The organism is Clostridium acidisoli DSM 12555, assembly GCF_900176305.1.
In the GTDB taxonomy this organism is placed as follows: Bacteria; Bacillota; Clostridia; order Clostridiales; family Clostridiaceae; genus Clostridium_I; species Clostridium_I acidisoli.
Genome location: NZ_FWXH01000012.1, coordinates 21,257 through 46,349, shown reverse-complemented (window position 1 = coordinate 46,349; position 25,093 = coordinate 21,257). Strand labels below are relative to the sequence as shown.

Sequence of the window (25,093 nt, the reverse complement as noted above, 5' to 3'; positions counted from 1 at the left end):
TATTGCTAAATTTGGTTAAAATAATCCTAGGATGGTGATAATATGCTAGGATTTATAGTTTCAATATTGTCTGGTATGTGTATGAGTATTCAAGGAGTTTTTAATTCTAGACTTGGAGAAAAAATAGGTATTTTAGAAACCAATGTTTTTGTTCAAGGAACAGCTTTTTTATTAAGTACTGCATTTCTAATAACTTCTAAAAAAAATAATTTTAAAGACATAAAAAACGTGAGTAAATTATATCTTCTAGGTGGAGTTTTGGCTGTAATTATCACATATACAGTTATAAAAGGCATTTCCACCCTAGGAACAACTTACGCTATTTCAACCATACTTATTTCTCAGCTTATAACTGCCGCTGTTATAGATGCCTTTGGTCTATTTGGAACAGAAAAATTGCAATTTGGATCAAATGAAATAATTGGAGTTATAGTAATGCTTGCAGGAATAATTATATTTAAATGGAAAGCTTAAAACGTACTAATACCTTATTTGTAACCCCTTGGTCTTTTGAGAATATAATATAACGAAAGCTCTCCTAAGGTGAATTATATGTTCTCATTGAAAAAAAAGTTAGACAGTTCTCTAAAACATGCTATAGAAGAAGATAGATTTAAAAGCTACAGAGTTATTATACATTGCACTGCTTTAATAGATAACATGGAACATAAATTAAAACAAAATAAAAGCTCCTTTGTGTTTAAAATAAAAGATGCCAATTGTTTATGTGCAAATTTATCTGCACGATTAATTCTAAAATTAATTGAAAAACCAGAAATAAAATTTATTACATTTGATGACTTTGCATACCTATGCTCCTTTAATATGGCATCAAAGCATAAAGTATGTTTAGGTTTAAGTAATTCTTTTAAGTATACGGGTAAAGGCGTATGTGTTGGAATTGTAGACACAGGTGTTTTTCCACATCCAGATTTATTGACTCCTAAAAAGGGTATAATTAAGTTTTTAGATATTATATCTAGTTTAAATTATCCTTATGATGATAATGGACATGGTACTTTTATGAGTGGCTTAATACGAGGAAATGCCCACGGCTCAAAACCAATGCATATAGGTGTTGCTCCTGAAAGCAGAATTTATTCAGTAAAAGCTTTCAATTCTTTAGGCAAAGCATATATTTCAGATATATTCTTTGCAATTGATACTTTAATAAATGAAAGCACAGAATTTAATATTAAAATTATATGTCTTCCATTTGAAATATCCACAGAAAATAATTTTATTTTATCCACATTTAATACCTTATTTAACAAAGCTATTTCTCGCGGAATTGTTGTAATTGTACCTAGTGGAACCAATAAAAACATTCAAAGTTCTATTAGGGGTTTTGCTGCATTAGACACTTGTATAACTGTTGGTGGGTTAAATACAGCTGGTGAAATAGATTCTTACACATATTCATCTTCTGGTCCCTGTGGAAAACTTGTAAAACCAGATTTTTCTGCTCCTTGTGTTAACATATATTCTCTTAATTCAGATACAAAATATATTTCTGAAAGAAACGGTGCCAAACTTTATCCAAATAAGTTAGATGACTATTATACAACATATACGGGTACATCCTGTGCTGCTGCCTATGTAAGTGGAGTTTGCGCTCTCTTATTTGAAAAAGACAATAAACTATCTTTTAAGGATATAAGTTCCCTCTTAAAGTCCTCTTGTACCTTATTAAAATTTCCAAAATGGCAGCAAGGAGAAGGGGTTCTAGATATAGATAAACTTTTTAGCTCTTAGTATATGTCCTTTGCGAGGCATAGGTGAAGGGATTTCACCTATGCTTCGCGGTGAAACCCCTTCATTTTTCATTATCCTTATTATGATCTTTTTTAGCATTTCTTTTTAAAAGTATTGCTGCTACAACTGCAGTTATAGGTATTGTAAATATGAGTCCAATGCTTCCAGCAATTGAATTTAATACAGCTGAAGCAATAGCATCTTGATCTAAAACCCTGTACATAGGGAGATTATATGAGTATACTAACATTATAAGATACATAGATTCACCAGCATACGCTAATATTAAAGTATTAGCCATTGTTCCCATTATATCTCTGCCTATATTCATTCCAGATTTAATAAGCTCACCTACAGTCTTATCTGGATTGTTTTCATTTACCTCATTTATAGATGAAGCAATCGAAATACTTACATCCATTACGGCTCCTAAGGCTCCCATTAAAATTCCGGAAAACAAAAGTGCTCTGAAATTAAAAGTTGCATTTTGAGCTATGTATATAGTCATTTGTATTTCCTCATCAGTTAGTCCTGTAAGGTTAAGTCTAGTGCTTACATACATGCCTATGAGTGCTGCAATTAGTACCCCACCAACTGTTCCTATTATGGCAGCTAATGTTTTTTTACTTTTGCCTCCAATTATAATCAAATTTATAATACTAATTCCTATACATAATATTATAGTTGTAAGAGTAGGATTAAATCCGGCTATTATTAACGGAATTAATATTTTAATAATAACAACTCCTGTTAAAAACAATGCTAATATAGATTTTAAGCCCTTTATGCCACCAACAATTCCTAAAAGTAGTACAAAAAATAATATTAACAAATATAAATATTCATATCTGTCAAGTTCATATATATATGCAGATTTAACGGTTCCATTTGGATTTTCAGTTATATTGACAAGAACAGTATCGCCTTTATGTGCAGTTGTTTCACGATATGTTTTGTCATTAATAAGATTATCTAGAGTCAGAATCTCCCCCTTATGATCTCCAGATGTAATTTTAACTTTAACTAATCCATGACTTATCCCATTCTTATCAGAATTTGAGTTAGCTTCTTCAGATACTATTTTCCCATGAATTGGCTGGTTTTCATCTCTACTGCTTAAAAAACTGCTACCACAAAAAACTACTATTATTAACATTAAAATTACTGCTGTAATCTTAATTTCTCTATTTTTATTATTCATAATACTTCACCCCAACAAAATTAGTTGTATGTTATTGAAGAGTTTTAAAAATATACCCTTTAGCTTTCAAGTATTGAATTACCTGTGGCAGGGCTTGTACTGTTGTTTTCTTTGCACTAGCATCATGCATTAAAATTACTACTGTATTCCCAATAGTGTACTTATGCAAATTGTTTAGTAATACTGGTACAGGTAAGTCATACCCATCTGAATCTCCCGTTTCATCATTCCAATTTATAAATGCATAACCTGCTTTAGTAGCAGCGTCTCTAAAAGGCGCTAATCTATGTCCAAAAGAGCCTCCTGGAAATCTAATAATATTTGATGTGTAATTTTTACCAATTATAGTTTTTAAAACTAAGTTACATCGATTTAAATCATTTACAAAATCTGTTGAACTTTCTTTATAGTTTATCTGATGACTATAGGTATGATTACCAATAACTTCTCCATTAGCAACTTCTTCCTTAACTAAGTTGGGGTTGTTTTCAGCATTTTTCCCAATTAAAAAAAATGATGCCTTTATATTATTTTGATTCAATATACTAAGTATTTTTTCAGTGTTAATAGAAGGCCCATCATCGAATGTTAAATATGCAATTTTTGTACCATCAGCTCTTTTAATTGTCCACGGAGTGTATTCGCCAGGTACTTGTCTTAAACTAATGTTTATAACTAAAGTAGTCTTACTTTTTTTTGATATAGAGCCACTAACGTGCTTATGTTTTAAATTATTACTTGTAGTTTTTTTATTGTGCTTAATAACTAGTAAAGTAAAGATGAAACATATACATATTATTATTAAAAAAATCCCTAATAATATTTTTTTATTTATTGTATTTGGCTTTTTATTTAAATTAATCATAAATATCTTCTTTCCTTAATTATCTTCAAAGGCTTTTTCCCATACAAAGACTAAATATCAAGATTACTAATACAAAAAGAGTTATTTTAGTATATAAATAATCTTTTTCCTTTAAAAATACTATTATTGATACAGCAACACGTAATACTGGTGTTAATATTAGTAAGTATAAACCTGTTAACATAATTGCGTATGGTTTGCAATTAAGCAATCCTTTAAATATTTCACTAAGTGTTGTAGGAAAATAATCACCAGCATATCCACTATTACCAGTTTTAATAAACGCTGCAAGTCCAACTATTATAATAATCGCACTAGCAATTACTCCAACTCTTAATGCTTTGCTTATAATGATTTCAACTTTTGCAATTTCTTCAGATGTACCTTTTCCATTAATCATCTACTAATCACTCCTTTGTAAATCATTTGCAATGCAACATATATTATAACTGGAATAAAGATTTTTCTTATTGTCTTACTTTTTAGCCTTTGCATAATTTTTCCGCCAATAGATGCACCAATAAGTACTCCTATTGCAACAGGTGCTGCAATTTTAGGATCTATATCACCACGTGATAAGTATACACCAGCACTTGCAGCAGCTGTAACACCCATCATAAAGTTACTTGTTGCACTCGATACTTTTAATGGTAGCTTCATAAAAACATCCATTGCCATAACTTTAAAGCTTCCACTGCCTATTCCTAAAAGTCCAGAAGCTATACCAGCACAATACATAACTACGAAACCTCCAGGTACATTTGAAACATTATAAACTATGTTTTCATTTATTGACTTATCAAAATATTCGCCATTAAGACATAGTTTTGTTGCAAAACGATCAGGAACTATGATTTCTTTAGTTTTACTTACATGCTTTTTAATCATTGTAATCCCAGAATAAAGAAGAAGTAATCCAAATATGGTATAAAGATAATTGGGATTTATTAGACCAGCTAAAAATGCACCTGATATGGCACCCAGAGTTGTGGCTATTTCAAGAAACATACCTACCCTAAGGTTTGTTATTTTATCTTGTATATAACCTATTGCAGAACCGCTTGAGGTTGCAATTACTGAAATCAAACTGGCTCCTATCGCATATTTAATATCAATTCCAAATAATAAAGTTAGTGCTGGTGTTACTATCATTCCACCTCCAAGTCCTAACACTGCACCAAAAATACCAGCAAAAATGGATATTATTAGTATTTTTATTACGATTATTATCATAAATATCCCTCCAATCTATAATTTCTATGAATCTCCTCACTGACTATTATATAAGAAGATTACATATATTAAAAATATATAATAGGTATAGTACATATATGTTATTCATATATAAAGAATTATTTAACATTATAGTGTGAATATTATACATAACTAAAAAGTCAACCTAGAACTTAGATTCCAGGTTGACTTTTTAGTTATAGTTTCTTTCGAAATTTATGCTTTTGCAAAGCCTATCTTCTCCAATTTTTACATTATTAAAAATATCTTCAGCATTTTTAATATAAGCATGGGGATCTGTTAAAGAAGGACTAAAATGAGTAAGCCACAATTCTTTAACTTTACCTGAATTAGCAAGTTCTGCAGCCTCTTTAAAAATCATATGCTTATTCCGTACTGCTTTTTCAAGTTCTTCCTCTGCTCCATACATTCCTTCACATATAAAAAGATCTGAACCTTTAATAAAATCCACCAATTTTCCCGTTGGTCTAGTATCTGTAACATATGAAATTTTTATTCCGTTCCTTTTATCTCCTAAGACCATTTCAGGTGTAAAACACATTCCATCTATTTCTTCTGCTTCTCCACTTTGAAGTTTACTCCAAATATTTTGTGGTACCTTATTTCTTTTAGCCTTGCTTATATCAAAAGCTCTCTTTCTAACTGCTTTTAAGCTATAACCAAGACATGGCACTGTATGCTCTTCATATGTTGTATTTATTATAATGTCGCCATATTTAATTTTAAAATTTTCCTCTTCCACTTCAATTAACTTTAAATCATATGGTAAATTTGGTGCTACTACTAAAAGCCCCTTAATAATTTTTGCTAATCCTTTAGGTCCAATTATATTTAAAGGTTCACACCTACCTGAATTTGCTATAGTTAAAAGTAAACCTGGTAGTCCAAGTACATGATCTGCATGATAATGTGTAAGACAAATCGTGTCGATTTTTTTAAATCCTTTTCCTAAAATTTTCATAGACACCTGCGTTCCTTCACCACAATCTATCAAAATTTTTCTACCGTTAAAGCTTATGAGCAGTGAAGTTAGGGACCTACCTGGTACCGGCATACTACCACCACAGCCTAATAAACAAATATCAATCACTTTTTTATCACTCCTTTTATAAACTTGTCATTAGTTGTAGTTATTACACAAATATGCTAAAATAATTCTGAATACTAAGAATATTTTAACTAATATTCTTAAATATAATTTGAAAGGATGATTGTAATGATAAGTGAACAACTACTTTCTGCGCTTAACGACCAACTTAATTATGAATATTACTCGGCACATATATATTTAGCTATGCAAGCGTATTGTGCTTCTGAAGACTTAGATGGTTTCGCAAATTTTTTTAAAGTTCAAGTTGATGAGGAAAGATTTCATGCTTCAAAATTTTTTGATTATATAATTGATATGAATTTTAATGTTGAGATAACTGGTTTTGACAACCCAACTACGAAATTTGATTCAATGATTGATGTATTCAGATCCACCTTAGAGCATGAAAAACATGTTACCGAAAGAATATACAAGCTTATGGATATAGCTACTAATGAAAGAGAACATGCCACAATAAGCTTTTTGAAATGGTTTATAGATGAACAAATCGAGGAAGAAAAAACTATTACTGCTATACTAAAGAGATTAGAAAGAATTGGTGATGATAAAGCTGCTCTTTACATACTTGATAGTGAGCTAATGCAAAGAGTATTTACTCCACCTGCTACAGTATAAATCAAAATTTTTATTAAGCTATATATAATAGAAAGTTGAGAATTGGTAGAGAAATTTTTAAAGGTGATCTTATTTATAGTGAAGAAACTCATCTTTAACTCTCAATTCTCAACTTTTTTGTATAATTTCTTTAGTCGTGTATTACTTTCCAATTATCGTTTACTGTGACGTCTATACTTCCTCTTTTTAATATATAATTTGCTATAAGCTCTGACATATCTGTTGGTATATCTTTTATCACAGTTTTGCCCTTAAACATATCAAAATTCCCGCCACCTCCAGCTCGATAGTTATTCATTACTACATCGTATTCCTTATCCATATCCAATGGTTTTCCCTTATAGTTCAGTTTTGTTATACGAGATCCAAATGGTTTAGAAATATTTATTTCATACTCTATTCCTTCCCACATATCGTAATTGTAATGCTGTGGTTTAGGATCTGCAAATTTGGGGTTGATTTTAATGCTTATTCCATCATAATTCTCAAAATATGAAGCCGATTTTTCAAGTGCCTCTTTTATATCACATCCACTTATTCTTATTACCTTTAAGGTATTTGGATATATGTAATTCGAAACAATATCTCTCATAGTAACCTTACTACTAAATCCTTTAGAATTATTGTCAAAAAGAGCTGTGTTAGATATATCCACTCCTGCATTTTCCATCTGTACTTTGTTTATGAACTCAATAATAGCGCTATCCTTTATTCTTATTTCAAAGTAATCCTTTATTGTCATATCTCCATTGATTTCACCAATACTCGTATCTAGCCAGGCCTGTGTATATCTCTCAGCATCTTTTACTATATTCTCAATTTCTTTATCAGATTCTTCATTGTTACAATACACTAGTTCAGATTTTTTATCGCATATTTCCCATTTATCTTTTTGTTTTTTTAACATGAGTTCTACTTTTCCAATTGCCTTAGCTGCGTTTCCAGGCTGAATTACAATTACATTGTTTATGGTTTTATTCTCTATAAATCTATGTTGATGCCCCGTAAGTAAAACGTCTATGCCTTCTACTTCCATACATAATTCATAGGCCTGATTTTCTCCTGTTAGAGTTTCAGTTTGTTCACCTGTATCTAGATCTCTTTCAAATCCACCATGATATGAAAGAATTATTATATCTACTTTTTCCTTTTCCCTTAAGACTTTCACCCATTTTCTTGCTACGTCCTTTACATCTAAAAAATTTAAATCTCTTATTATGTCTGGATTTTCCCAATTAGGTATGTATTTTGTCGTGAGGCCCAGCACTCCAACTCTAATTCCAACATCAAATTCTTTTATTATATATGGCTTACCAAAGACAGGTTCGTTAGAATTTTTATCTGTTATATTAGCTGAAAGCCAAGGAAAATTAGAATTATCTATTGCATCATTAAGTATTTTTCTACCGTAATTAAATTCATGATTTCCAATTACACCAGCATCATACTTCAAATAGTTTAATGTATTAATAATAGGATTAGGTTTTGTACTATCTATCTTGGCATAATAATATGTAAGGGGTGTGCCTTGAAGTATATCTCCATTATCAATCAAAATAACGTTATTATTATTTTCACGTTCTCTCTCTATTATCTTAGAAATTTTGGAGACTCCGCTATCAGAGACTTCATTATTTGCATAGTTTATTGGTAAGATACTTCCATGCACATCACTTGTTTCTAGTATAACTATTTTTGTTAAATCATCATTCACAGTTGCACATCCCCATTTCATCAGTTTATACCATTATACCAACCTTATTAATAGTATACAATGATACATATTTGTAAAAAACATATTAATTTCTATTACATTATTTTAACTTAAATAACTTTGTACATATTTAATTCATATGTTATAATTTACTAGTAATAGTTTATATTTGAATGGAGGAAATTCATAATGATAAAAATCAAAAGACTAGTCACATTAGGCCTAGCCATGTCACTTTCAATTGCAGTATTAGCTGGTTGTGGAAATAGTAATTCTACTACAAGTGGTGATAAATCATCTGCATATGTTCCTAAACAACTTACAGTTGAATTCGTACCATCTCAAAATGCTGAAACACTTGAAGCTAAGGCAAAGCCACTTGAGAAATTACTAAGCGCTAGATTAGGTATTCCAGTAAAGGTTAGTGTTTCAACTGACTATAACACAATAATTGAAGCAATGGCTTCAAAGCAAGTTGATGTAGGCTTTTTGCCACCAACTGCATACGTATTAGCAAAACAAAAAAATTCTGCTGACCTTTTATTGCAAGCAGAAAGATATGGAATAAATCCAACAGATGGATCCAACACTGATAAATTAGTTACTAATTATAGATCTGAAATTGTTGTAAAAAAAGATTCACCAATAAAAACTTTAAAAGATTTAAAAGGTAAAAAGATTGCATGGCAGGACGTAACGTCAACTGCTGGATACATATACCCTGCTGCTGAACTAAAAAAAGCTGGCATTGATCCTCAAAAGGATGTAACTGGTGTTACTGTACAAGGTCATGACAAAGGTGTTCTTGCAGTTTTAAATGGCGACGTTGATGCTGCTGCAGTATTTGAAGATGCTCGTAACGTTGTTAAAAAAGATAATCCTAATGTATTTAGTGACACAAGAGTGCTATATTATACTCAACCAATTCCTAATGATACTATATGTGTACGCCCAGATATGGATTCTGCTTGGAAAAAGAAAATTCAAAATGCCTTTATTGCTATTTCAAAAGATTCACAAGGTAAAAAAATTATATATGATGTATATTCACATATTGGTTATAAGATTGGTAATGACAAAGATTTTGATGTAGTTCGTGACTATGAAAAAGCTGTAGAAGGTGCTAAATAATAAAACAAAACTTGTGCTCAGGTTAATGTTTTGACCACACCTGAATATAAATAAATAAGAGGTGCTCTCAATTTTCGAGAGCACCTCTTATTTATACTAATCTTTTTCTGATAAAGCCTGATATCAAATCTATAATAGTTACCATTACTATTATTCCTAAAAGTATTATTCCAACTCTGCTCCACCCTCTCGCCTGAAGTGCATAGATTAAAGGGGTACCAATTCCTCCAGCACCAATAATACCAAGTATTGTGGCAGAACGAACATTTATTTCAAATCTATAAAGTGTGAGTGATGCAAATTCCGGTAAAACTTGAGGTATAATTGCAAACCATATTTTTTGAGCTCCATTTGCTCCACATGCTGTTAGTGCTTCAATTGCATTTAGGTCCATACTATCAATGGATTCGCTAAATAGTTTTCCAACCATTCCTATGGAGCTGACTCCTAGCGCCAGTACGCCAGCAAATGAACCTGGTCCTACAGCCTTTATAAACAAAATAGCTAGTACTAATTCTGGAAAAGTTCTTATAAATTCTAATAAAAATCTTCCTAACCCCGTAACAGGTTTTAAATTTACTATCTTCTTAGTTGCAAGGAATGCAAATGGAATACTCAGTACTGCTGATATAACTGTTCCAAGTGCAGCAATGGCAAGCGTATCTAAAAGCCCTGATATTAAATCTTCACCATCTGGACTATACACATATGACCAATCTGGATGAATAAGTCCTTTAAATATTGCCTTTGTTATCTCTTTAGCTGTAGGTTTAATTCCGTCAAAATGAATACCCGATATTACCCATATGTACAAGACTATTATCAATATAATTACAATTATATTAAAAATTTTGTTTTTCTTCTTCATAGTAGCTTCTCCCTTAATACTGTACTCAATCCATCAATAATTATTACTGCTAATAATGTAGCTATAATTATTACTGACGTTTGATCATATTTGAATAGTCCAAGTGTTCTATTTAAATAAAGACCTATTCCTCCTGCTCCTACAAGTCCAAGTACCGCTGCTGCCCTTACATTGATTTCTAGAGTATAAAGAAAGTAAGATACAAACTGAGGTAAAATCTGCGGCAATACTGCATAATATATCCATTGAATTTTATTTGCGCCAACCGCCGTCATTGCTTCTAAGGGACCGTCATCTATTGTCTCTAAAGCTTCATATGCAAGTTTAGCTATAATCCCAATTGAAAATCCTGCAAGTGCCATAACTCCTGAAACAGGTCCTATTCCAAATATTGCTACAAATATAGATGCAAATAACAAATCCGGTATTGTCCTTATTAAATTTAAAATAAATCTTGCTGGATATCGTAACACACTACTTTTTGTTATATTACTAGCTGAAAGAATCGCTAATGGAATTGCTATTATACCTCCAATGGTCGTTCCTAATATTGCCATCCTTATTGTTTCTTTTAACGGATCTGCAATTACAGATATGTAACTCCAGTCTGGTGGAAACATTTGGACTAGAAGGATTCCCATCTGTGGAATTCCTGATATTAGCTTTGAAAAGTCAGCTTCTGTTCGATATCCACTTGCTAAAATAATCATTATAATAAGAACTATTGTTACAATTTTTTTCGTTTTAACTGGCTTTTCCAATGCTTGTTCACTATTATTCATATTACTCCTCCACCATTATTTCATCCTTGTCCATTTCTTTGCCATATATTTCATTAAATATGTCATCTGTAGCTTCTTCTATTTTACCATCAAAAACTAGCTCTCCTGCACGAAAGCCTAAAATTCTATCTGCATATTTTCTTGTTAATTCAACGTTATGTAGATTTACTATTGTAGTAATTCCTAATTCTTTGTTTATTTTTTTTAAATCCTCCATTACCTGTACTGTAGTTAATGGATCAAGTGATGCTACTGGTTCATCAGCTAAAATTATTTTTGCCTCCTGAGCTAGAGCTCTAGCAATTGAAACACGTTGTTGCTGCCCCCCCGATAATTCATCTGCACGCGAATATGCTTTCTCCTTTATATTCACTCTTTCCAGTGCTTTTAAAGATAGTTCTATATCTTCTTTAGGAAAGAGCCCCAATAATGTTGCCATGGTAGAATGATATCCAACTCTTCCAGATAAAACATTTTTTAAAACTGTGGATCTAGTAACCAAATTAAAGCTTTGGAATATCATTCCTATATTTCTTCTGAAATTTCTAAGTTCTTTACCTTTAGCGTTTGTGATTGATTTACCATCAATTAATATTTCCCCTTCACTTATCTCATGAAGTCTATTAATGGATCTTAAAAACGTGGATTTTCCAGCTCCAGATAAACCTACAATAACAACAAATTCACCCCCGTTGATTTTTACATTTACATCTTTTAATCCTATTGTTCCATTTCGATAAACTTTTGTAACGTGTTTAAACTCAATCATGATGCACCAACTTTCCAAAATATATGTAATTATCTTATTATTCAACAAAAGTCATTATATACCCTCTTTATTTATAAAAAATATATGTTAATGAAATTTAACCTTATATCCTTATAAAATAAAAATAATGGCAAAAACTATTTATGGTTTTTGCCATTATCTTTATTTACTTATCTCTACATCCACATTGTAATTCGGAAATAATTTTCCATTATTTTGATCTATAGAAATATTTACTGGTATATATGTGTCTCCATTTTTATCTAAAACAGCGGCACTAGCAATACTTGTGACTTTACCTGTTAACCTTGTCCCTGGATCAGAGGTTGGTGTTATTGTAACTGCTTTTCCAACAGATACACTATTAATAAATTCTTCACTTACATTAGCTTTTATATATAAGCTATTTAAATCACTTAAGGTTGCAATTGACCCTGCCCCAGTACTCACCCCTTGCGAAGAAGAAGGAGAACTTCCACTAACATCAGTAACAACTGCATTGTCTATATCACTTGTAATAGCATCGCCATTCACATGGTTTTTGCTAGGAGCTGCCTCCAATGCATTGAGATCAGCCTTTTCAGAATCTATTTTATCTTGTTGTATTTTCTTTTGATCATCTGTTTGTAGCGTTTTTTTAGTATCTATATCAGCATCTATAAGTTTCTGCTTGCTTGTAATGGTATCATTATATGCCGTCATGTCAATGGTAGCTATCTTGTCTCCCTTTTTTACCACCTGACCTTCTTGAACATTAATTTTTGTAACAGTCGGTACAACTTCTGCCGAAAAATTTAGTGTTATTGTCTCTACATTAGAAGCTTGAACTGTACCAGATGCATCTATAGCATTTGAAGTTTTCTTTGTTACAGCCTTTTTAGTAGTATTCGACACTGTAGAACTTCCACATGCACTTAATGCTAACGTTATTCCTAAAGCAAGTATTATTATAGAAATTTTTCTTTTTTTCATTATTGTTCTACCACCTTTCCATCTTTTACATAAATAATTCTCTGACCATAGCTGGCTGCATCCGAAGAGTGGGTAACCTGAACTATGGTTTTACCATTTTCTAGATTTATTCTCTTTAAAAGTTCCATTACTTCTTGACCTGTTTTACTATCTAGATTTCCTATAGGCTCGTCTGCAAGGATTACATCAGGTTCATTTATTAAAGCTCTTGCTATTGCTACTCTTTGCTGCTGTCCACCAGATAATTCCCTGGGAGTGTGCTTTCTCCTATCAGTTAAGCCTACTATATCTAAGATATCTTCAAGTTTCTTTTTATAATCTTTAATCTTTTTACCATCTAAAAGTATTGGAAGCATTATGTTTTCTTCAACATCTAGATTTGGTATAAGATTATAAAACTGAAATACAAAACCTACATCTCTTCTTCTCATAATGCTTTTTGCCTTGTCCTTCATAACCGAAAGCTCCCTTCCAGCAATTTTAACGCTTCCACTAGTAGGCTTATCTAATCCACCTAAAAGATATAAAAGAGTACTTTTCCCAGAACCAGAAGGTCCCATTATGGAAACAAATTCACCTTTTTTAATCGTGACATTTATATTTTGTAGTACTTCCACGCTTTCGGCTCCAAGTTTATATGTTTTGTTTAAATTTTCAGTTTGAATTATTGCATCATTAACTTGGAGTTTTTTATTTAATCCTTCCATAAATTTCACCTCTTTGTTTATTCATATTTTATTGCATCTATAATGTTTAATTTTGAAGATTTAAATGACGGTGCTAATGAGGAAAGCATAGTTATTACAATACCTAGAACAAAACATGTTATGAATGTAACCACATCATAGCTCATTTCCATTGGGAAGTTCCAAGCCGCTAATAGCGATGGAATTACATTGGTTAATACAATTCCCCCTAACATTCCCATTACCGCTCCTATAATTCCAACTGACAATGCTTCTACAAAAAGCATTTTTCTAGTTTGACGTCTGCTCATTCCAACTGATGCCATCACTGCAAGTTGTCTTTTTCTTTCCATATAACTTATTAAGAAGTTATTTAGAACTCCAAATGCACCAATAATTAGTGATATAATTGGGAACATTCTTATTAACATTAACTCCATATCTATAGATAGCTCATTTTCTGCTTCCATATTAGCGAAAGTTATCGCATTTATTGGCTGACCTTTAAATTCATCCTTCAAAGTTTTTACAACTGTATCTGGACTTATATTTGTGTTTACAAATGCCATTGTATAGTTACTCACTTTGAAATCCTGCTTTAGATATTTTTCTGATATCATTGCCATATTTCCGTTATCCATAAGGGTACTAAAAGTTCCTGATATTCTATAATTTTTGTTTCCCTTAAGTGTGTCTAACGTAATTACATCCCCTACTTTTGCATTAATTGCATTTGCAATGCTATCTGTTAAAACAATTTCCCTGTCATCATATACATTCTTCAATATAGAATTTTTATCCTGATCAAAATTTACCTTAAGATATTTATTAAAATTGTTTGGATTATATCCATAAATCTCTAAAATCTTAGTTTTTTGACCTACTATATTTACAGAATAAGTTGTGTACATTCCACCAGCATCTGAAACCCCATTTGTGTTTTTAATTTTAGGCAATGTTCCATTTTGTATATTTCCAGATATCATTATATCTGTTTTAAATATCTCATAGGCTTTTACAAGTTCTTTCCCAAGACTTGTACTTACAACATTAAGCATAAATAATGTTGATATTCCTATTGTTAAAAGCGAAATGTTATTTATTATATTTTTATTATTTCTAATGTTCTTAGCAGCTAAAATACCTTCATTTCTAAAGATTAATGCATAAATCCATTGAAGTATGATTGCAAATATATCTGTAAAATATGGTACCAGCATTACTACGCCTATTATTCCAAGTATCATTCCAATTAATCCTATTACCATTACATTTTCCTTAGGACTAACCTTGGGTGCCACAAATGCAAATATAATAAAAATACAAGCTAGTATAAGCTTCCATATCCTTTTACGTTCAACTATATCTACAGTATTTAATACAACATCTTTAACTGAAAGTTTGGATACGCTAATGATAGGTATTAATGCGCTCAAAATGGAGACTATTACTGCAAAAATAAACGCTTGAAGAATTTGCGTTAAAGAATAATCAATTGAAACTCCAATTCCTCCAGATGCACTTGATAGACCTATTGCCGCTAATTTAACTATTCCAATTCCTCCAAGTACTCCTATTATTCCACCTATTACTCCATACACAGCACTTTCCAAAAGAAGTACTAAATCTGTGGTGAGCTTAGTTGCCCCTATACTCCTAAAAGTACCTATAATAGGTAATCTCTCAACTGTAATAACTTTAAATACAGTGTAAATAATAAATATACTCATACCTAGAACAATTATAAGCAAAACCATAAATATATTGCTTATAGATTTAGTTTCTTCATCAATTTGCTTCATATTTATTGTTTCATTTACAACGTATTTTTTGTATTCTTTTGATAAAGTTTCTATCATAGAATCCTTATCATTAGGATTTTTAGTCTTTATATATATTGTTGAAACCTTCCCTTTTACGTCATTTAAATTTTCCGCTGTAGCTTTAGGAATTATTGCAAGTATATTTTGTCCTTGTCCTTCCATTTTAAATATGCTTTCAGCTTTGGCAATCCCCACTACTGTGAATGCTTCTTTCCCATCTGTAACCTTAAGATTCATTTTAGATCCAATTTGTAAATTGTACTTTTCAGCAGTTTTTTCACTTATTATTATCTTATTTCCTTGAAATGGCTTTATATTTTGCTCACTTGAAAGTGTTAATGGATTCATTTTCATTACGTCATCGTAGTCAATACCTTGAAGTTGTGATTGAACTATATCATCTTTAGTATGCTCATAGGTTGCCCCTGCATCAATTTCTCCAATTACGTAATCTAATTTATCACTATAAAAATCTGCCCTAGTTGTTGATACATATGGCGATGGAGATTTGGGTCCTGCCGCGATTTGAATTTCAGCACTGCCATAATAACTTTTCATAAGATTAACTTCTGTTTGTTTTATAGTGGATGCAATACCATTGGCTGCAAAAAAGAGTGCAGTTGAGGCTGCAATGGATATAACAATAAGGAAAGTTCTTAGCTTTTTCTCCTTTATGTTCTTTAATATAAATTTTAATATTATACTCATGTTTCCCCTCCTTACTTTAAAATGTATTATCAAAAGCCATTCGTGTTACGCATTAATAGTACACTCATTTCTACATTATGTCAATACGTCCACTAATATGAATTATATCAAATTATAAGTATAAAAAAGTTACTTTAGGCACACTTTTTAGTGACTAGAGTAACTTTTTTGTTTTATAGATGAGTAGGTTAATTCATAATATTGAGATATTGCAAAGCAATCGTTAAAACTCTTCACTTTGCTTCACAATTTCTTCATTCTACGAAGCTACATATTATTTTCTATTCTCTTATTTGTATTATTAACAATTTCCTCTGGATAGTTAAGATATTTTAGAAGTTTAACAGCATTTCTTGTCCTACATACCCCATTTTTAAGCTTGTAATCAAAAACCATGCCCTCCTTATCTATATCCTCTGTGAAATAAAATAAATTATAACTATCCTTTAATATATCTGTAATTTCAAGATCATGAGTAGCTACAATTGGCATTGCGTTATGCCTTTCCAAATAATTTAATATCTCTATAGAAGCATTAATCCTTTCAACAGGATTTGTCCCTCTAAATATTTCATCTATTATACATAGTAGTGGATAATCTTCTCCACCTTCATGTATGATTCTTAAAAGTGCTTCTGCTTCTCTAAAATAATAACTTTTACCTCCCATTATATTATCTTCAGGACTTATGGATGTCATTATCTTAAAAAAGCTTGCCCTATAAAATCTACTTGTTGTCATGTATATTGTCTGAGCTAATACTATGTTTACGCCTACAGTTCTAAGAAAAGTTGATTTACCAGACATATTTGAACCTGTTAATATTATTCCTCTTTCTTTCATAACAATAGAATTTCCCACTGGTTTTTTTAGTAAGGGGTGGATCATATCATTTGCTTCAAAATACTTGTTTTCAGCTGTAAACTCTGGATACACATAATTATCTAAGCCTTCTCTATAAGAAGCTACAGAAAGTAATGCATCTATTTCTCCTATACATATATAAAGTTTTTTTAAATCTTCTTGATATTTTTTTATTAATCCTATACAAGAAAAAAATTGATTTTCTTCTATTAGAAATACTATGTATAATATATCTAGGATTCCTGTTTGATCCATTCCTTCAACTCTTCCAAGTCCAGTTGATTTCTTTGATATTGCCTCTGTTTTTTTACCAACTTCGCCTAACATGGTTTTATATTTTTCAAACCCATCAATATTTTTGATTTTTGATATTTCTAAAGAAGTTGCTACCATTGAGTTCAAGTATCCAATGCAAGATACATATTGATATATTTCCTTTTTAATTTTCCCATGAAATTTAAAATTCATAAAAAGTACAACAAAAATTAATAATACAAAGTACACATTTTTTGTTAAAAAGGCAACCCCACCTAATGCTATTGGAAGTACTCCTAAAAGCATACATATGGATTTATATTTCGTATCCACATTTATATCATTCCAAAGAAGATCTGATAAATAATTTTTTTTCACCCTACCAAGCTTTAAAAGATTTGTACCTATACTATTTCTAAACTCCTCATTTTTTCCTAATAAATTGATAAACTTATTTCTTTTTTCTAGTTTATCCTTGTTAAACAAAGGTGTTCTAAGCAAATTATAAAGCATTTCTTCGCCTATAGAAGTTATTGTCCTATCTATTTTGGTATAGATTTCATTCATAGTTAAATCAGACCATGTCTGATCATCTATATGAAATTCATTGGAATTTTCACCGCTTATATAATCAAAAAGTGATCTTATATTATTAAAATTTCTTTTTCTATCTAAACTTTTACCCCACTCTTTTTTAAACGTTTTGTTCAGTCCATCTAGAATTGTTTTTTTTCTTATGTAAAACCCTAAAAATAATATTAATACAAGAGGAATAAAGCCAATTAAATATACATAACTTGTATTTATTGAGAAATTTATAAGTATTACAGCTATAAAAATAAGAAATATAAAAAATATATTCATTATAAAATCAACACCTTGCTCGCCCATAATTCCACTCCTTTTTTTAACATTTTGTTGTGTCATATTAGAATAGTACACTCAAAAAAATTATATGTCAATATCATTTATTCCATATGAAGCTTACCTTGACAAATAGGTGTTTGTGGTGTAAATTTAATGTAAATGCAATCAATTTGCATTTACATTAAAGAGAGGTGAAATTTTTGCTAAAAAAATTTTCGTTCATTGTTTTGATATTATCATTAATTCTTTTATTGTCGGCCTGTAACAATAGTGATGATAAAAAAGCACAAACGAACAAAATAAAGGTTGTAGTTTCATTTAATGCTATGAAAGAACTTACATATGCTGTAGGAAAAGATAAAGTTGATATTCATACTATCATACCAGAAGGTCAAGAGCCCCATGAATATGAACCTAAGATTAAAGATCTTGCTAGTTTAACTGATGCCAAGTTATTTGTATATAGTGGTATGAATTTAGAAAAATGGTCATCAACAGCTATAGACTCAGTAAACAATTCTGATTTAATATCTATAGATGCTTCTAAAGGCTTTAATCCTATAAAAACTTCAAATGGCGCTTATGATCCTCACGTTTGGATAAGTTTAAAGGGTGCTGAATATCAGGCCAATAATATAAAAAATGCCCTTGTAAAAATAGACCCAAAGGATAAGTCTTATTTTGAAAAAAATTATTTAACCTTTAAAAATCAAATTGACGCTTTATATGCTGAATATAAAACTAAATTTGCAAATTCTCCGAAAAAAAGTTTTGTAACTGGTCATGCTGCATTTAGTTATTTGTCTAGAGATTTTAATCTAACACAAAATAGTGTGGAGGATGTTTTTGCTGATGGAGAGCCAAGTAGCAAAAAACTTCAGGAACTAATAGACTATTGTAAAAAAAATAAGGTTACTACAATTTTTGTTGAAGATATGGTTAGTCCTAAGCTTTCGAACACCTTAGCTACTGAGGTTCACGCTAAAGTAAAAAAAATATATACTATAGAAAGTAAAGAAGATAACCTTGATTATATACAAAGTATGAAGAAGAATTTAGACAATATTTATAATAGTTTACAATAACATTTTGCAATCTCATTGTATTACAGCATAATATAATGAGATTGCGAAGTAACTGGTTAAAGTTTTTTACTTTACTACGTAAGTAACATCTCTCACTTTTGACGGCTTTAGTCTCGTCAATTCTTCCATCTAGCCGAAGGCTTTCTTTAATCTTTTTATCTAGCTTTAGCTATGATAAAATTCTTTAGTCTTTGTTTTTCAATCTCTAACTACTACGAATTAAATATCCTTCTGCCTTAATCAATAAATTCCATTTCCCATTTATAATATCCAGTTTTTTCATCTCTAACATATCTTAAATATGCAGAATAAGTTGTTCCTTTTTTGCTCCTTATGTTTCTGAAACCAACCTTGCCATTTTTTAAAAGTAACTCAACCATTTGTCTTGTAACTTTTTTACCTAAGGAATTTATGAATTTATCACTTTTCCATATTGTAAAGTTACAACCATTTTTCCAGTTACTACATCCAAAAGCTTTTTCACTTTCCAATACAGGATTTTTGCAAATCGGGCAATATCCTACAATCTCTGCTCCTTCAGGTATCTCAGCTTTAAAGTTTTTTAACATTGATATATCTTTTTTTATTGAATCAACAGCATTTATTGTGAATTCTTTAATTATGTTTATGAAATCATCTTTTTTAAATTTACCTTTTTCTATATCTGATAATGTTTTTTCTAATTTACCCGTATATTCTAAATCCAGGAGCTCCTTTGCAGGAAATATGTCCACTAAAGTTTTTCCTAACTCTGTACACGTAAGACTCTTCCCTTTAGCCTTAATGTATTCCGCATCCTTTAGTTTTTTTATGGTCTCAGCTCTGGTTGCTGGAGTTCCTATACTAAAGCCACTTAGTATTGAAGCCATCATCTCATCTGTATCCTCTTCATCTTTAAAACTTTTCCCACAGGTTTCCATAACCCTTAAAAGTGTTTTTTCTGTATGAAGCTTTGGTGGTTTTTTAGTAACTGCATTTATTTGGGTATTAACTATATCTACATTTTCTTTCTCTGATACCATTGGTAACACTGTGTCTTTACTCTCTATTTTTTCTACAACACGCCAACCTTCAACTATCTGAACCTTTCCTCTTGACACAAAGATTCCTTTAACTTCATTGTCATTAACTTTGGAAATAAGCTTTGTTTCTTCATACTCAGCTATTGGTAAAAACTGCATTATAAATCTATTTTTAATTGCATTGTATACAATTTCTTCGTCCTTATTAATTCCTGTTGGTTTCATGTAAGTTGGAACTATAGCACTGTGACTCTCTACCTTTGAATTATCAAATATTCTTTTATTAGTAACGAATTTAATTTCATTTTCATACTTTAATCCTTTTTTAATTACATCCAGAACTTTTTTTGTTCTATCCTTTAAACTTTCCTCTAATGCAATACTGCCTGTTCTTGGATATGTTATAAATTTTTTTTCATAAAGTGATTGGGCAACTTTTAATACTTTATCGGAAGTCCACCCTTTGTATTTACTTGTAACATGCCCTTGTAAATTTGATAAATTAAATAAAAGCGGTGCATAGTCTTTTTTCTTCTCTACCTGTTTTTCTATTATTTCCGCATTTTTTTCTTTTAATGATTCAATTATTTTCTCTGGAATTTGTTTATCCTCAAATTTTTCGCTGTCGTTTTCATAATAAGTTCCTTCAAATTCATCATTGTTTTTTGTCTTAAAGGTTGCTACTAATTTGTAATAAGTTGAGGCTTTAAAATTCTCTATTTCTTTATCTCTATCATAAATAATCTTTAAAGTTGGTAATAAAACTCTACCTATATTTAATATCTTTTTCCCACCATTAGGTTTATATCTTAGTGTAGCTACAGACGTTAGATTTATACCTATTATCCAATCCGCCCATTGTCTTCCAATTCCAGCATCTTGAAGAGATTGCATTTCTGTATTTACTTTTAAATTCTCCATTCCTTTTTTTACTTCTTCTGCAGTCCACTCGTTGAGTAATATTCTAAACACAGGCTTTTTTTCGTTAAAATATAAAAATATCTCATCCCCAATAACCTGACCTTCTCTATCGAAATCTGTTGCAGATATAACACCATCTACATCATCTCTATCTATTAAATGTTTTATTGTATTAAGCTGTTTCTCTGCCCCCTTATCTACCGCTAATCTATTTACACTATCGCATTTAATTTTATACTCAAATTTCTCTGGAATAAACGGAAATTTTTCCATCCTCCAGCCTCTCATATTTTCATCATAATCTTTAGCATCATATAGCTGAAGCAAATGTCCAAATGCCCATGTAATTAAATATTCATTTCCCTCATAGTAACCATCATTTCTTTTTTTCACTCCAAAGGCATCTGCAATGTTTTTTGCAACAGAGGGTTTTTCAGCAATTATAACTTTTTTCATTAACATCTACTCACTTTTAAATAATATTGTTATTTTCTTTAATGTGCTTAAGTTTTTCAGCTCTTTAATTTTATCTGATTTCATTTTATAATTCAAATTTTAAAATTTCAACTAAAAAAAGCTAATAGGAAACCTATCAGCAATTTAAAATAATTTATAACATTATTCTACATTTTCTATAACCTTTATAAGCTCATTAATAGCTTTCTCTTCGTCATCACCAGTGACAGTTAGTTTAACTTTATCACCATTTCCAGCACCTAATGATAAAATTCCTATCAACTTTTTACCATCAACTTTTTTCCCCTTATATTCTATCTCTACGCTGCTTTTAAAAGTTGATGCAGTCTTAACTAATAATGTAGCTGGCCTTGCATGTAAGCCCGCAGTGCTTCTTACGTTTACTTCTCTAGTTACCATTATTAAACCCTCCCATAATAAAAGTAATCTTGTTTTACCAATTAATTATAGCATACCCCTATTAGAATGTCGATTTAATTCCTATGTTGTCATATTCTTACAAAAACATTTTGCCCCTGTTGACATGTTTAAGATAATAAACTAAAATTACTAAATGTAATTAATTATTGGGAGGGTTAAAAATTATGAAACCTGTAAAAAACAAAGTAGTTATAATTGGTGCCGGTATGGTTGGTTCAGCTGTTATGAACTCAGTTTTAACTCTAGGCCTTGCAGCAGAAATTGTTGTTATTGATAACAATATTAATAAAGCAAAAGGAGAGACTCTTGATGCTAGTCATACAACCTCTTTTGCTTATAGTCCTAATGTTCTTCTTAGAGTTGGAGATTATGAAGACTGCACAGATGCTCAAATTATCATTATGACAGCTGGCCCAAGTCTTAAACCTGGAGAAACTTTAGATAGATTATTATTAGCAGAAAAAAATGTATCCGTAATGAAATCTGTAATGTCCTCTATAACAAAATATACAAAAGATGCGGTTATTATTGTTGTTACAAATCCAGTTGACATTGTAACCTACTTAGCTCAAAATCATTTTGATTATCCAAAAGAAAAGATTATAGGAACAGGAACTCTTCTTGATACCGCAAGACTAAGAAGAATTCTTGCCATGAAATATTCAATTGATACTAAAAATGTTCACGGTTATGTACTAGGTGAACACGGTGGAAGTGCTTTTGCAACTTGGAGCCTTGTTAATGCCGCTGGAATTCCTTATAAAGAATTTCATAAACTCTTAGGTAGCAAGGAACCAGTAGATACTGATGCAACCTTAGCTGAAGCAAAAGATACCGGATTAAAAATACTTGAATTAAAGGGTTATACTAGTTCAGGAATAGCAATGAGTGTAAGCAGAATTGTTAAAGCAGTGCTACTAAATGAGCTAAGTGTACTCCCTGTGTCAACAACTCTTGATGGGGAATATGGTATAACAAATGTTGCTCTAAGTATTCCTTGTGTGATTTCAAGTGATGGTATAAGTCAAAAACTTGAAGTGCCACTTTCTGAAAATGAGATTGCAAAGCTAAATGTTAGTGCAAATAACCTTGGGAAAATACTAGATGATTTAAATATAAGAAAATAAACAATCTACATCAATGATTTTACATAACATAAAGAGGATAAGAAAAATTCTCCTGGCAAAGCCATAAGAATCTTTCTTATCCTCTTCTTATCATAAATTTCTACTCTTGAAATTCACCTATGTTTCTGAATTTATTATATCTCTCTTCAAGAAGCTTTTCTGTATCCTTAACCTTAAGTTGTGGCAAAGCTTCAAGTAAAGCATTTTTTATGTTTTGTGATACTATATTTACATCAGCATGAGCACCTTCTTCAGGTTCTTCTATAATTTTATCAATAATTCCGTAACCTAATAAATCATCTGCGGTTATTTTCATAATATTTGCAGCTTCTTCAGATCTCTTTGAATCTCTCCAAAGTATACTTGCAAAACCTTCTGGACTCAGTACTGAATATATAGAATTTTTTAACATCCAAACTTTATCTGCAACAGCTAGTGCAAGGGCACCACCACTTCCACCTTCTCCAATAAGTATTGAAATTATAGGTGTTTTAAGCGCTGACATTGTCATAATGTTTCTAGCTATAGCTTCTCCTTGACCTCTTTCTTCTGCACCAATACCGCAATATGCACCTGGTGTATCTACAAAACAAATAACAGGTCTTTTAAATTTTTCAGCCTGCTTCATAAGTCTTAATGCTTTTCTATATCCTTCAGGATTTGGCATTCCAAAGTTTCTTTTAATATTTTCTTTTGTATCTCTGCCCTTTTGTATTCCAATAATAGTAACAGATATACCTTCTAGCTTTCCAATACCACCAACAATACTTGGGTCATCACCAAACTGTCTATCACCATGAAGTTCTATAAATGAATCAAACACACTTTTTATGTAGTCTAATGTTGTAGGTCTATCTATCCTTCTGGCAATTGCAAGTCTCTCCCATGCAGATAAATTTTTGCTTTCTTCCATATCCATTTTATATCACCTCAAATCTAATTTGATAATAACTGCGTTAGTAAATCTTTTAATTTTGATCTATCTACCACTTTATCTATAAATCCATGCTCTAATAAAAACTCAGCACTTTGGAATTCTTCAGGTAACTGTTCCTTAAGTGTCTGTTGTATAACTCTTCTTCCCGCAAAACCAACAAGTGCTCCTGGTTCTGATAATATTATATCACCAAGCATTGCAAAACTTGCTGTTACTCCGCCTGTGGTTGGATCTGTAAGGACAGTTATGTACAGAAGTCCCTTTTCATCATGTTTTGCAAGTGCACTACTAGTCTTTGCCATTTGCATTAAAGAGAACATTCCTTCCTGCATTCTAGCACCACCAGATGCAGTAAATATTATTATGGGTAACTCTTTTCCTGTTGCTGTTTCTATTGCCCTTGTTATCTTTTCACCAACAACTGATCCCATGCTGGCCATCATAAAATGACTATCCATAACAGCTATTACTGTCTTTTTTCCTCCTATTGTCCCCATTCCTGTAATAACAGCTTCATTTATTCCGGTTTTTTTAGCCATAGCTGCTGTTTTTACATCATATTCAGGAAAATCTAAAGGATTATCTGATTTCATATCTGCATCAAATTCAACAAAACTACCTTTATCTATTGTAATATCTATTCTTTCTCTAGCTGTAAGTCTTATATGAGCGTTACAATTTCCACAAACCTTAAGCTTCTCCTCTAAGTCCTTGTTGTATAATATTCTTCCACACTTAGGACATTTAACCCACATACCATCTGGTATTATAGGCTGTTGTTCACCTAATATATCATCTCTATTTATTTCAGTGTTACTAACAGTAATATATTTTCTTTTTCTGAACAATCCCATACAATCACCT

Annotated in this window: 23 protein-coding genes; 6 read left to right on the top strand and 17 right to left on the bottom strand. The window is 31.0% G+C overall.

Features of this window, described 5'->3' with window-relative positions; all coding sequences use genetic code 11:
• Window positions 1-42: 42 nt before the first annotated feature.
• Both B8978_RS13545 and B8978_RS13540 read left to right on the top strand, forming a co-directional pair.
• Entirely contained in the window at window positions 43-474 is a 432-nt protein-coding gene (locus B8978_RS13545) for a DMT family transporter (RefSeq protein ID WP_084116580.1), read from the top strand.
• Window positions 475-552: 78 nt separating this feature from the next.
• On the top strand, window positions 553-1,755 hold the full coding sequence (locus tag B8978_RS13540; RefSeq protein WP_084116579.1) for a S8 family serine peptidase: 1,203 nt from the start codon (window positions 553-555) through the stop codon (window positions 1,753-1,755).
• Window positions 1,756-1,816: 61 nt separating this feature from the next.
• Here the strand turns inward: B8978_RS13540 and B8978_RS13535 are convergent, their stop codons facing one another.
• The 5 genes from B8978_RS13535 to B8978_RS13515 all read right to left on the bottom strand — a co-directional run bounded on the left by B8978_RS13535 (window position 1,817) and on the right by B8978_RS13515 (window position 6,165).
• On the bottom strand, window positions 1,817-2,956 hold the full coding sequence (locus B8978_RS13535) for a YibE/F family protein (protein ID WP_084116578.1): 1,140 nt from the start codon (window positions 2,954-2,956) through the stop codon (window positions 1,817-1,819).
• Window positions 2,957-2,987: 31 nt separating this feature from the next.
• Window positions 2,988-3,821: a polysaccharide deacetylase family protein gene (locus B8978_RS13530; protein WP_084116577.1), complete on the bottom strand. Its 834-nt coding sequence runs from the start codon at window positions 3,819-3,821 to the stop codon at window positions 2,988-2,990.
• Between the two features lie 25 nt (window positions 3,822-3,846).
• Window positions 3,847-4,221 carry a DUF1634 domain-containing protein gene (locus B8978_RS13525; RefSeq protein ID WP_084116576.1) on the bottom strand — a complete coding sequence of 125 codons (375 nt, stop codon included), beginning with the start codon at window positions 4,219-4,221 and terminating at the stop codon, window positions 3,847-3,849.
• Window positions 4,218-5,054, bottom strand: coding sequence for a sulfite exporter TauE/SafE family protein (locus B8978_RS13520; RefSeq protein ID WP_084116575.1), 837 nt, complete (start codon window positions 5,052-5,054; stop codon window positions 4,218-4,220). The genes B8978_RS13525 and B8978_RS13520 overlap by 4 nt, the downstream gene beginning before the upstream one ends.
• A 193-nt stretch (window positions 5,055-5,247) precedes the next feature.
• Window positions 5,248-6,165 (bottom strand): ribonuclease Z, encoded by a 918-nt coding sequence (locus B8978_RS13515; protein WP_084116574.1) that lies wholly within the window; start codon window positions 6,163-6,165, stop codon window positions 5,248-5,250.
• Window positions 6,166-6,291: 126 nt separating this feature from the next.
• On the opposite strand from B8978_RS13515, the gene B8978_RS13510 reads away from it, so the two are divergent.
• Window positions 6,292-6,801 (top strand): ferritin, encoded by a 510-nt coding sequence (locus tag B8978_RS13510; protein ID WP_084116573.1) that lies wholly within the window; start codon window positions 6,292-6,294, stop codon window positions 6,799-6,801.
• A 130-nt stretch (window positions 6,802-6,931) separates the two neighbouring features.
• On the opposite strand, the gene B8978_RS13505 is transcribed toward B8978_RS13510, so the two are convergent.
• Window positions 6,932-8,515 (bottom strand): bifunctional metallophosphatase/5'-nucleotidase, encoded by a 1,584-nt coding sequence (locus tag B8978_RS13505; RefSeq protein ID WP_084116572.1) that lies wholly within the window; start codon window positions 8,513-8,515, stop codon window positions 6,932-6,934.
• 189 nt (window positions 8,516-8,704) lie between these two features.
• Here B8978_RS13505 and B8978_RS13500 point away from each other — a divergent pair, with 189 nt between their 5' ends.
• Complete coding sequence (locus tag B8978_RS13500) at window positions 8,705-9,646, top strand: phosphate/phosphite/phosphonate ABC transporter substrate-binding protein (RefSeq protein ID WP_084116571.1); 942 nt, start codon at window positions 8,705-8,707, stop codon at window positions 9,644-9,646.
• Window positions 9,647-9,737: 91 nt separating this feature from the next.
• Here the strand turns inward: B8978_RS13500 and phnE (B8978_RS13495) are convergent, their stop codons facing one another.
• From phnE (B8978_RS13495) to B8978_RS13465, 7 genes are all read right to left on the bottom strand, one after another.
• Window positions 9,738-10,514, bottom strand: a complete 777-nt coding sequence (gene phnE / locus B8978_RS13495) for a phosphonate ABC transporter, permease protein PhnE (RefSeq protein WP_084116570.1) — start codon at window positions 10,512-10,514, stop codon at window positions 9,738-9,740.
• Window positions 10,511-11,296: a phosphonate ABC transporter, permease protein PhnE gene (gene phnE, locus B8978_RS13490; RefSeq protein WP_084116569.1), complete on the bottom strand. Its 786-nt coding sequence runs from the start codon at window positions 11,294-11,296 to the stop codon at window positions 10,511-10,513. Before phnE (B8978_RS13490) ends, phnE (B8978_RS13495) begins: the two co-directional genes overlap by 4 nt.
• 1 nt (window position 11,297) lies before the next feature.
• Window positions 11,298-12,065, bottom strand: a complete 768-nt coding sequence (phnC, locus tag B8978_RS13485; protein WP_084116568.1) for a phosphonate ABC transporter ATP-binding protein — start codon at window positions 12,063-12,065, stop codon at window positions 11,298-11,300.
• A gap of 162 nt (window positions 12,066-12,227) precedes the next feature.
• Window positions 12,228-13,037 (bottom strand): efflux RND transporter periplasmic adaptor subunit, encoded by an 810-nt coding sequence (locus B8978_RS13480; RefSeq protein WP_084116567.1) that lies wholly within the window; start codon window positions 13,035-13,037, stop codon window positions 12,228-12,230.
• Window positions 13,037-13,744, bottom strand: coding sequence for an ABC transporter ATP-binding protein (locus B8978_RS13475; protein ID WP_084116566.1), 708 nt, complete (start codon window positions 13,742-13,744; stop codon window positions 13,037-13,039). The genes B8978_RS13480 and B8978_RS13475 overlap by 1 nt, the downstream gene beginning before the upstream one ends.
• Window positions 13,745-13,761: 17 nt before the next feature.
• Entirely contained in the window at window positions 13,762-16,254 is a 2,493-nt protein-coding gene (locus tag B8978_RS13470; protein WP_084116565.1) for an ABC transporter permease, read from the bottom strand.
• A 267-nt stretch (window positions 16,255-16,521) separates the two neighbouring features.
• A complete protein-coding gene (locus tag B8978_RS13465; RefSeq protein ID WP_084116564.1) occupies window positions 16,522-18,264 on the bottom strand; it encodes a MutS-related protein in 1,743 nt (580 codons plus the stop codon).
• Between the two features lie 176 nt (window positions 18,265-18,440).
• On the opposite strand from B8978_RS13465, the gene B8978_RS13460 reads away from it, so the two are divergent.
• Window positions 18,441-19,325 (top strand): metal ABC transporter solute-binding protein, Zn/Mn family, encoded by an 885-nt coding sequence (locus B8978_RS13460; RefSeq protein WP_084116563.1) that lies wholly within the window; start codon window positions 18,441-18,443, stop codon window positions 19,323-19,325.
• A 236-nt stretch (window positions 19,326-19,561) separates the two neighbouring features.
• On the opposite strand, the gene B8978_RS13455 is transcribed toward B8978_RS13460, so the two are convergent.
• Both B8978_RS13455 and B8978_RS13450 read right to left on the bottom strand, forming a co-directional pair.
• Window positions 19,562-21,724 (bottom strand): type IA DNA topoisomerase, encoded by a 2,163-nt coding sequence (locus tag B8978_RS13455; RefSeq protein ID WP_084116562.1) that lies wholly within the window; start codon window positions 21,722-21,724, stop codon window positions 19,562-19,564.
• A 162-nt stretch (window positions 21,725-21,886) separates the two neighbouring features.
• Window positions 21,887-22,144, bottom strand: coding sequence for an HPr family phosphocarrier protein (locus B8978_RS13450; RefSeq protein ID WP_084116561.1), 258 nt, complete (start codon window positions 22,142-22,144; stop codon window positions 21,887-21,889).
• Between the two features lie 185 nt (window positions 22,145-22,329).
• Between B8978_RS13450 and B8978_RS13445 the strand changes: the two genes are divergently transcribed.
• Window positions 22,330-23,292, top strand: coding sequence for an L-lactate dehydrogenase (locus B8978_RS13445; protein ID WP_084116560.1), 963 nt, complete (start codon window positions 22,330-22,332; stop codon window positions 23,290-23,292).
• Between the two features lie 100 nt (window positions 23,293-23,392).
• Here the strand turns inward: B8978_RS13445 and B8978_RS13440 are convergent, their stop codons facing one another.
• Together B8978_RS13440 and accD are read right to left on the bottom strand one after the other, a co-directional pair.
• Window positions 23,393-24,205 carry an acetyl-CoA carboxylase carboxyltransferase subunit alpha gene (locus tag B8978_RS13440; protein ID WP_176212699.1) on the bottom strand — a complete coding sequence of 271 codons (813 nt, stop codon included), beginning with the start codon at window positions 24,203-24,205 and terminating at the stop codon, window positions 23,393-23,395.
• Window positions 24,206-24,228: 23 nt separating this feature from the next.
• Window positions 24,229-25,083: an acetyl-CoA carboxylase, carboxyltransferase subunit beta gene (gene accD, locus B8978_RS13435; protein WP_084116558.1), complete on the bottom strand. Its 855-nt coding sequence runs from the start codon at window positions 25,081-25,083 to the stop codon at window positions 24,229-24,231.
• Window positions 25,084-25,093 lie beyond the last annotated feature (10 nt).

Excerpts from the sequence above, each read along its gene's own strand:
- B8978_RS13545 (WP_084116580.1), top strand. The coding sequence starts at position 43 with ATGCTAGGATTTATAGTTTCAATATTGTCTGGTATGTGTATGAGTATT.
- B8978_RS13540 (WP_084116579.1), top strand. The coding sequence starts at position 553 with ATGTTCTCATTGAAAAAAAAGTTAGACAGTTCTCTAAAACATGCTATA.
- B8978_RS13535 (WP_084116578.1), bottom strand. The coding sequence starts at position 2,956 with ATGAATAATAAAAATAGAGAAATTAAGATTACAGCAGTAATTTTAATG.
- B8978_RS13530 (WP_084116577.1), bottom strand. The coding sequence starts at position 3,821 with ATGATTAATTTAAATAAAAAGCCAAATACAATAAATAAAAAAATATTA.
- B8978_RS13525 (WP_084116576.1), bottom strand. The coding sequence starts at position 4,221 with ATGATTAATGGAAAAGGTACATCTGAAGAAATTGCAAAAGTTGAAATC.
- B8978_RS13520 (WP_084116575.1), bottom strand. The coding sequence starts at position 5,054 with ATGATAATAATCGTAATAAAAATACTAATAATATCCATTTTTGCTGGT.
- B8978_RS13510 (WP_084116573.1), top strand. The coding sequence starts at position 6,292 with ATGATAAGTGAACAACTACTTTCTGCGCTTAACGACCAACTTAATTAT.
- B8978_RS13500 (WP_084116571.1), top strand. The coding sequence starts at position 8,705 with ATGATAAAAATCAAAAGACTAGTCACATTAGGCCTAGCCATGTCACTT.
- phnE (WP_084116570.1), bottom strand. The coding sequence starts at position 10,514 with ATGAAGAAGAAAAACAAAATTTTTAATATAATTGTAATTATATTGATA.
- phnE (WP_084116569.1), bottom strand. The coding sequence starts at position 11,296 with ATGAATAATAGTGAACAAGCATTGGAAAAGCCAGTTAAAACGAAAAAA.
- phnC (WP_084116568.1), bottom strand. The coding sequence starts at position 12,065 with ATGATTGAGTTTAAACACGTTACAAAAGTTTATCGAAATGGAACAATA.
- B8978_RS13480 (WP_084116567.1), bottom strand. The coding sequence starts at position 13,037 with ATGAAAAAAAGAAAAATTTCTATAATAATACTTGCTTTAGGAATAACG.
- B8978_RS13475 (WP_084116566.1), bottom strand. The coding sequence starts at position 13,744 with ATGGAAGGATTAAATAAAAAACTCCAAGTTAATGATGCAATAATTCAA.
- B8978_RS13470 (WP_084116565.1), bottom strand. The coding sequence starts at position 16,254 with ATGAGTATAATATTAAAATTTATATTAAAGAACATAAAGGAGAAAAAG.
- B8978_RS13465 (WP_084116564.1), bottom strand. The coding sequence starts at position 18,264 with ATGGGCGAGCAAGGTGTTGATTTTATAATGAATATATTTTTTATATTT.
- B8978_RS13455 (WP_084116562.1), bottom strand. The coding sequence starts at position 21,724 with ATGAAAAAAGTTATAATTGCTGAAAAACCCTCTGTTGCAAAAAACATT.
- B8978_RS13450 (WP_084116561.1), bottom strand. The coding sequence starts at position 22,144 with ATGGTAACTAGAGAAGTAAACGTAAGAAGCACTGCGGGCTTACATGCA.
- B8978_RS13445 (WP_084116560.1), top strand. The coding sequence starts at position 22,330 with ATGAAACCTGTAAAAAACAAAGTAGTTATAATTGGTGCCGGTATGGTT.
- B8978_RS13440 (WP_176212699.1), bottom strand. The coding sequence starts at position 24,205 with ATGGAAGAAAGCAAAAATTTATCTGCATGGGAGAGACTTGCAATTGCC.
- accD (WP_084116558.1), bottom strand. The coding sequence starts at position 25,083 with ATGGGATTGTTCAGAAAAAGAAAATATATTACTGTTAGTAACACTGAA.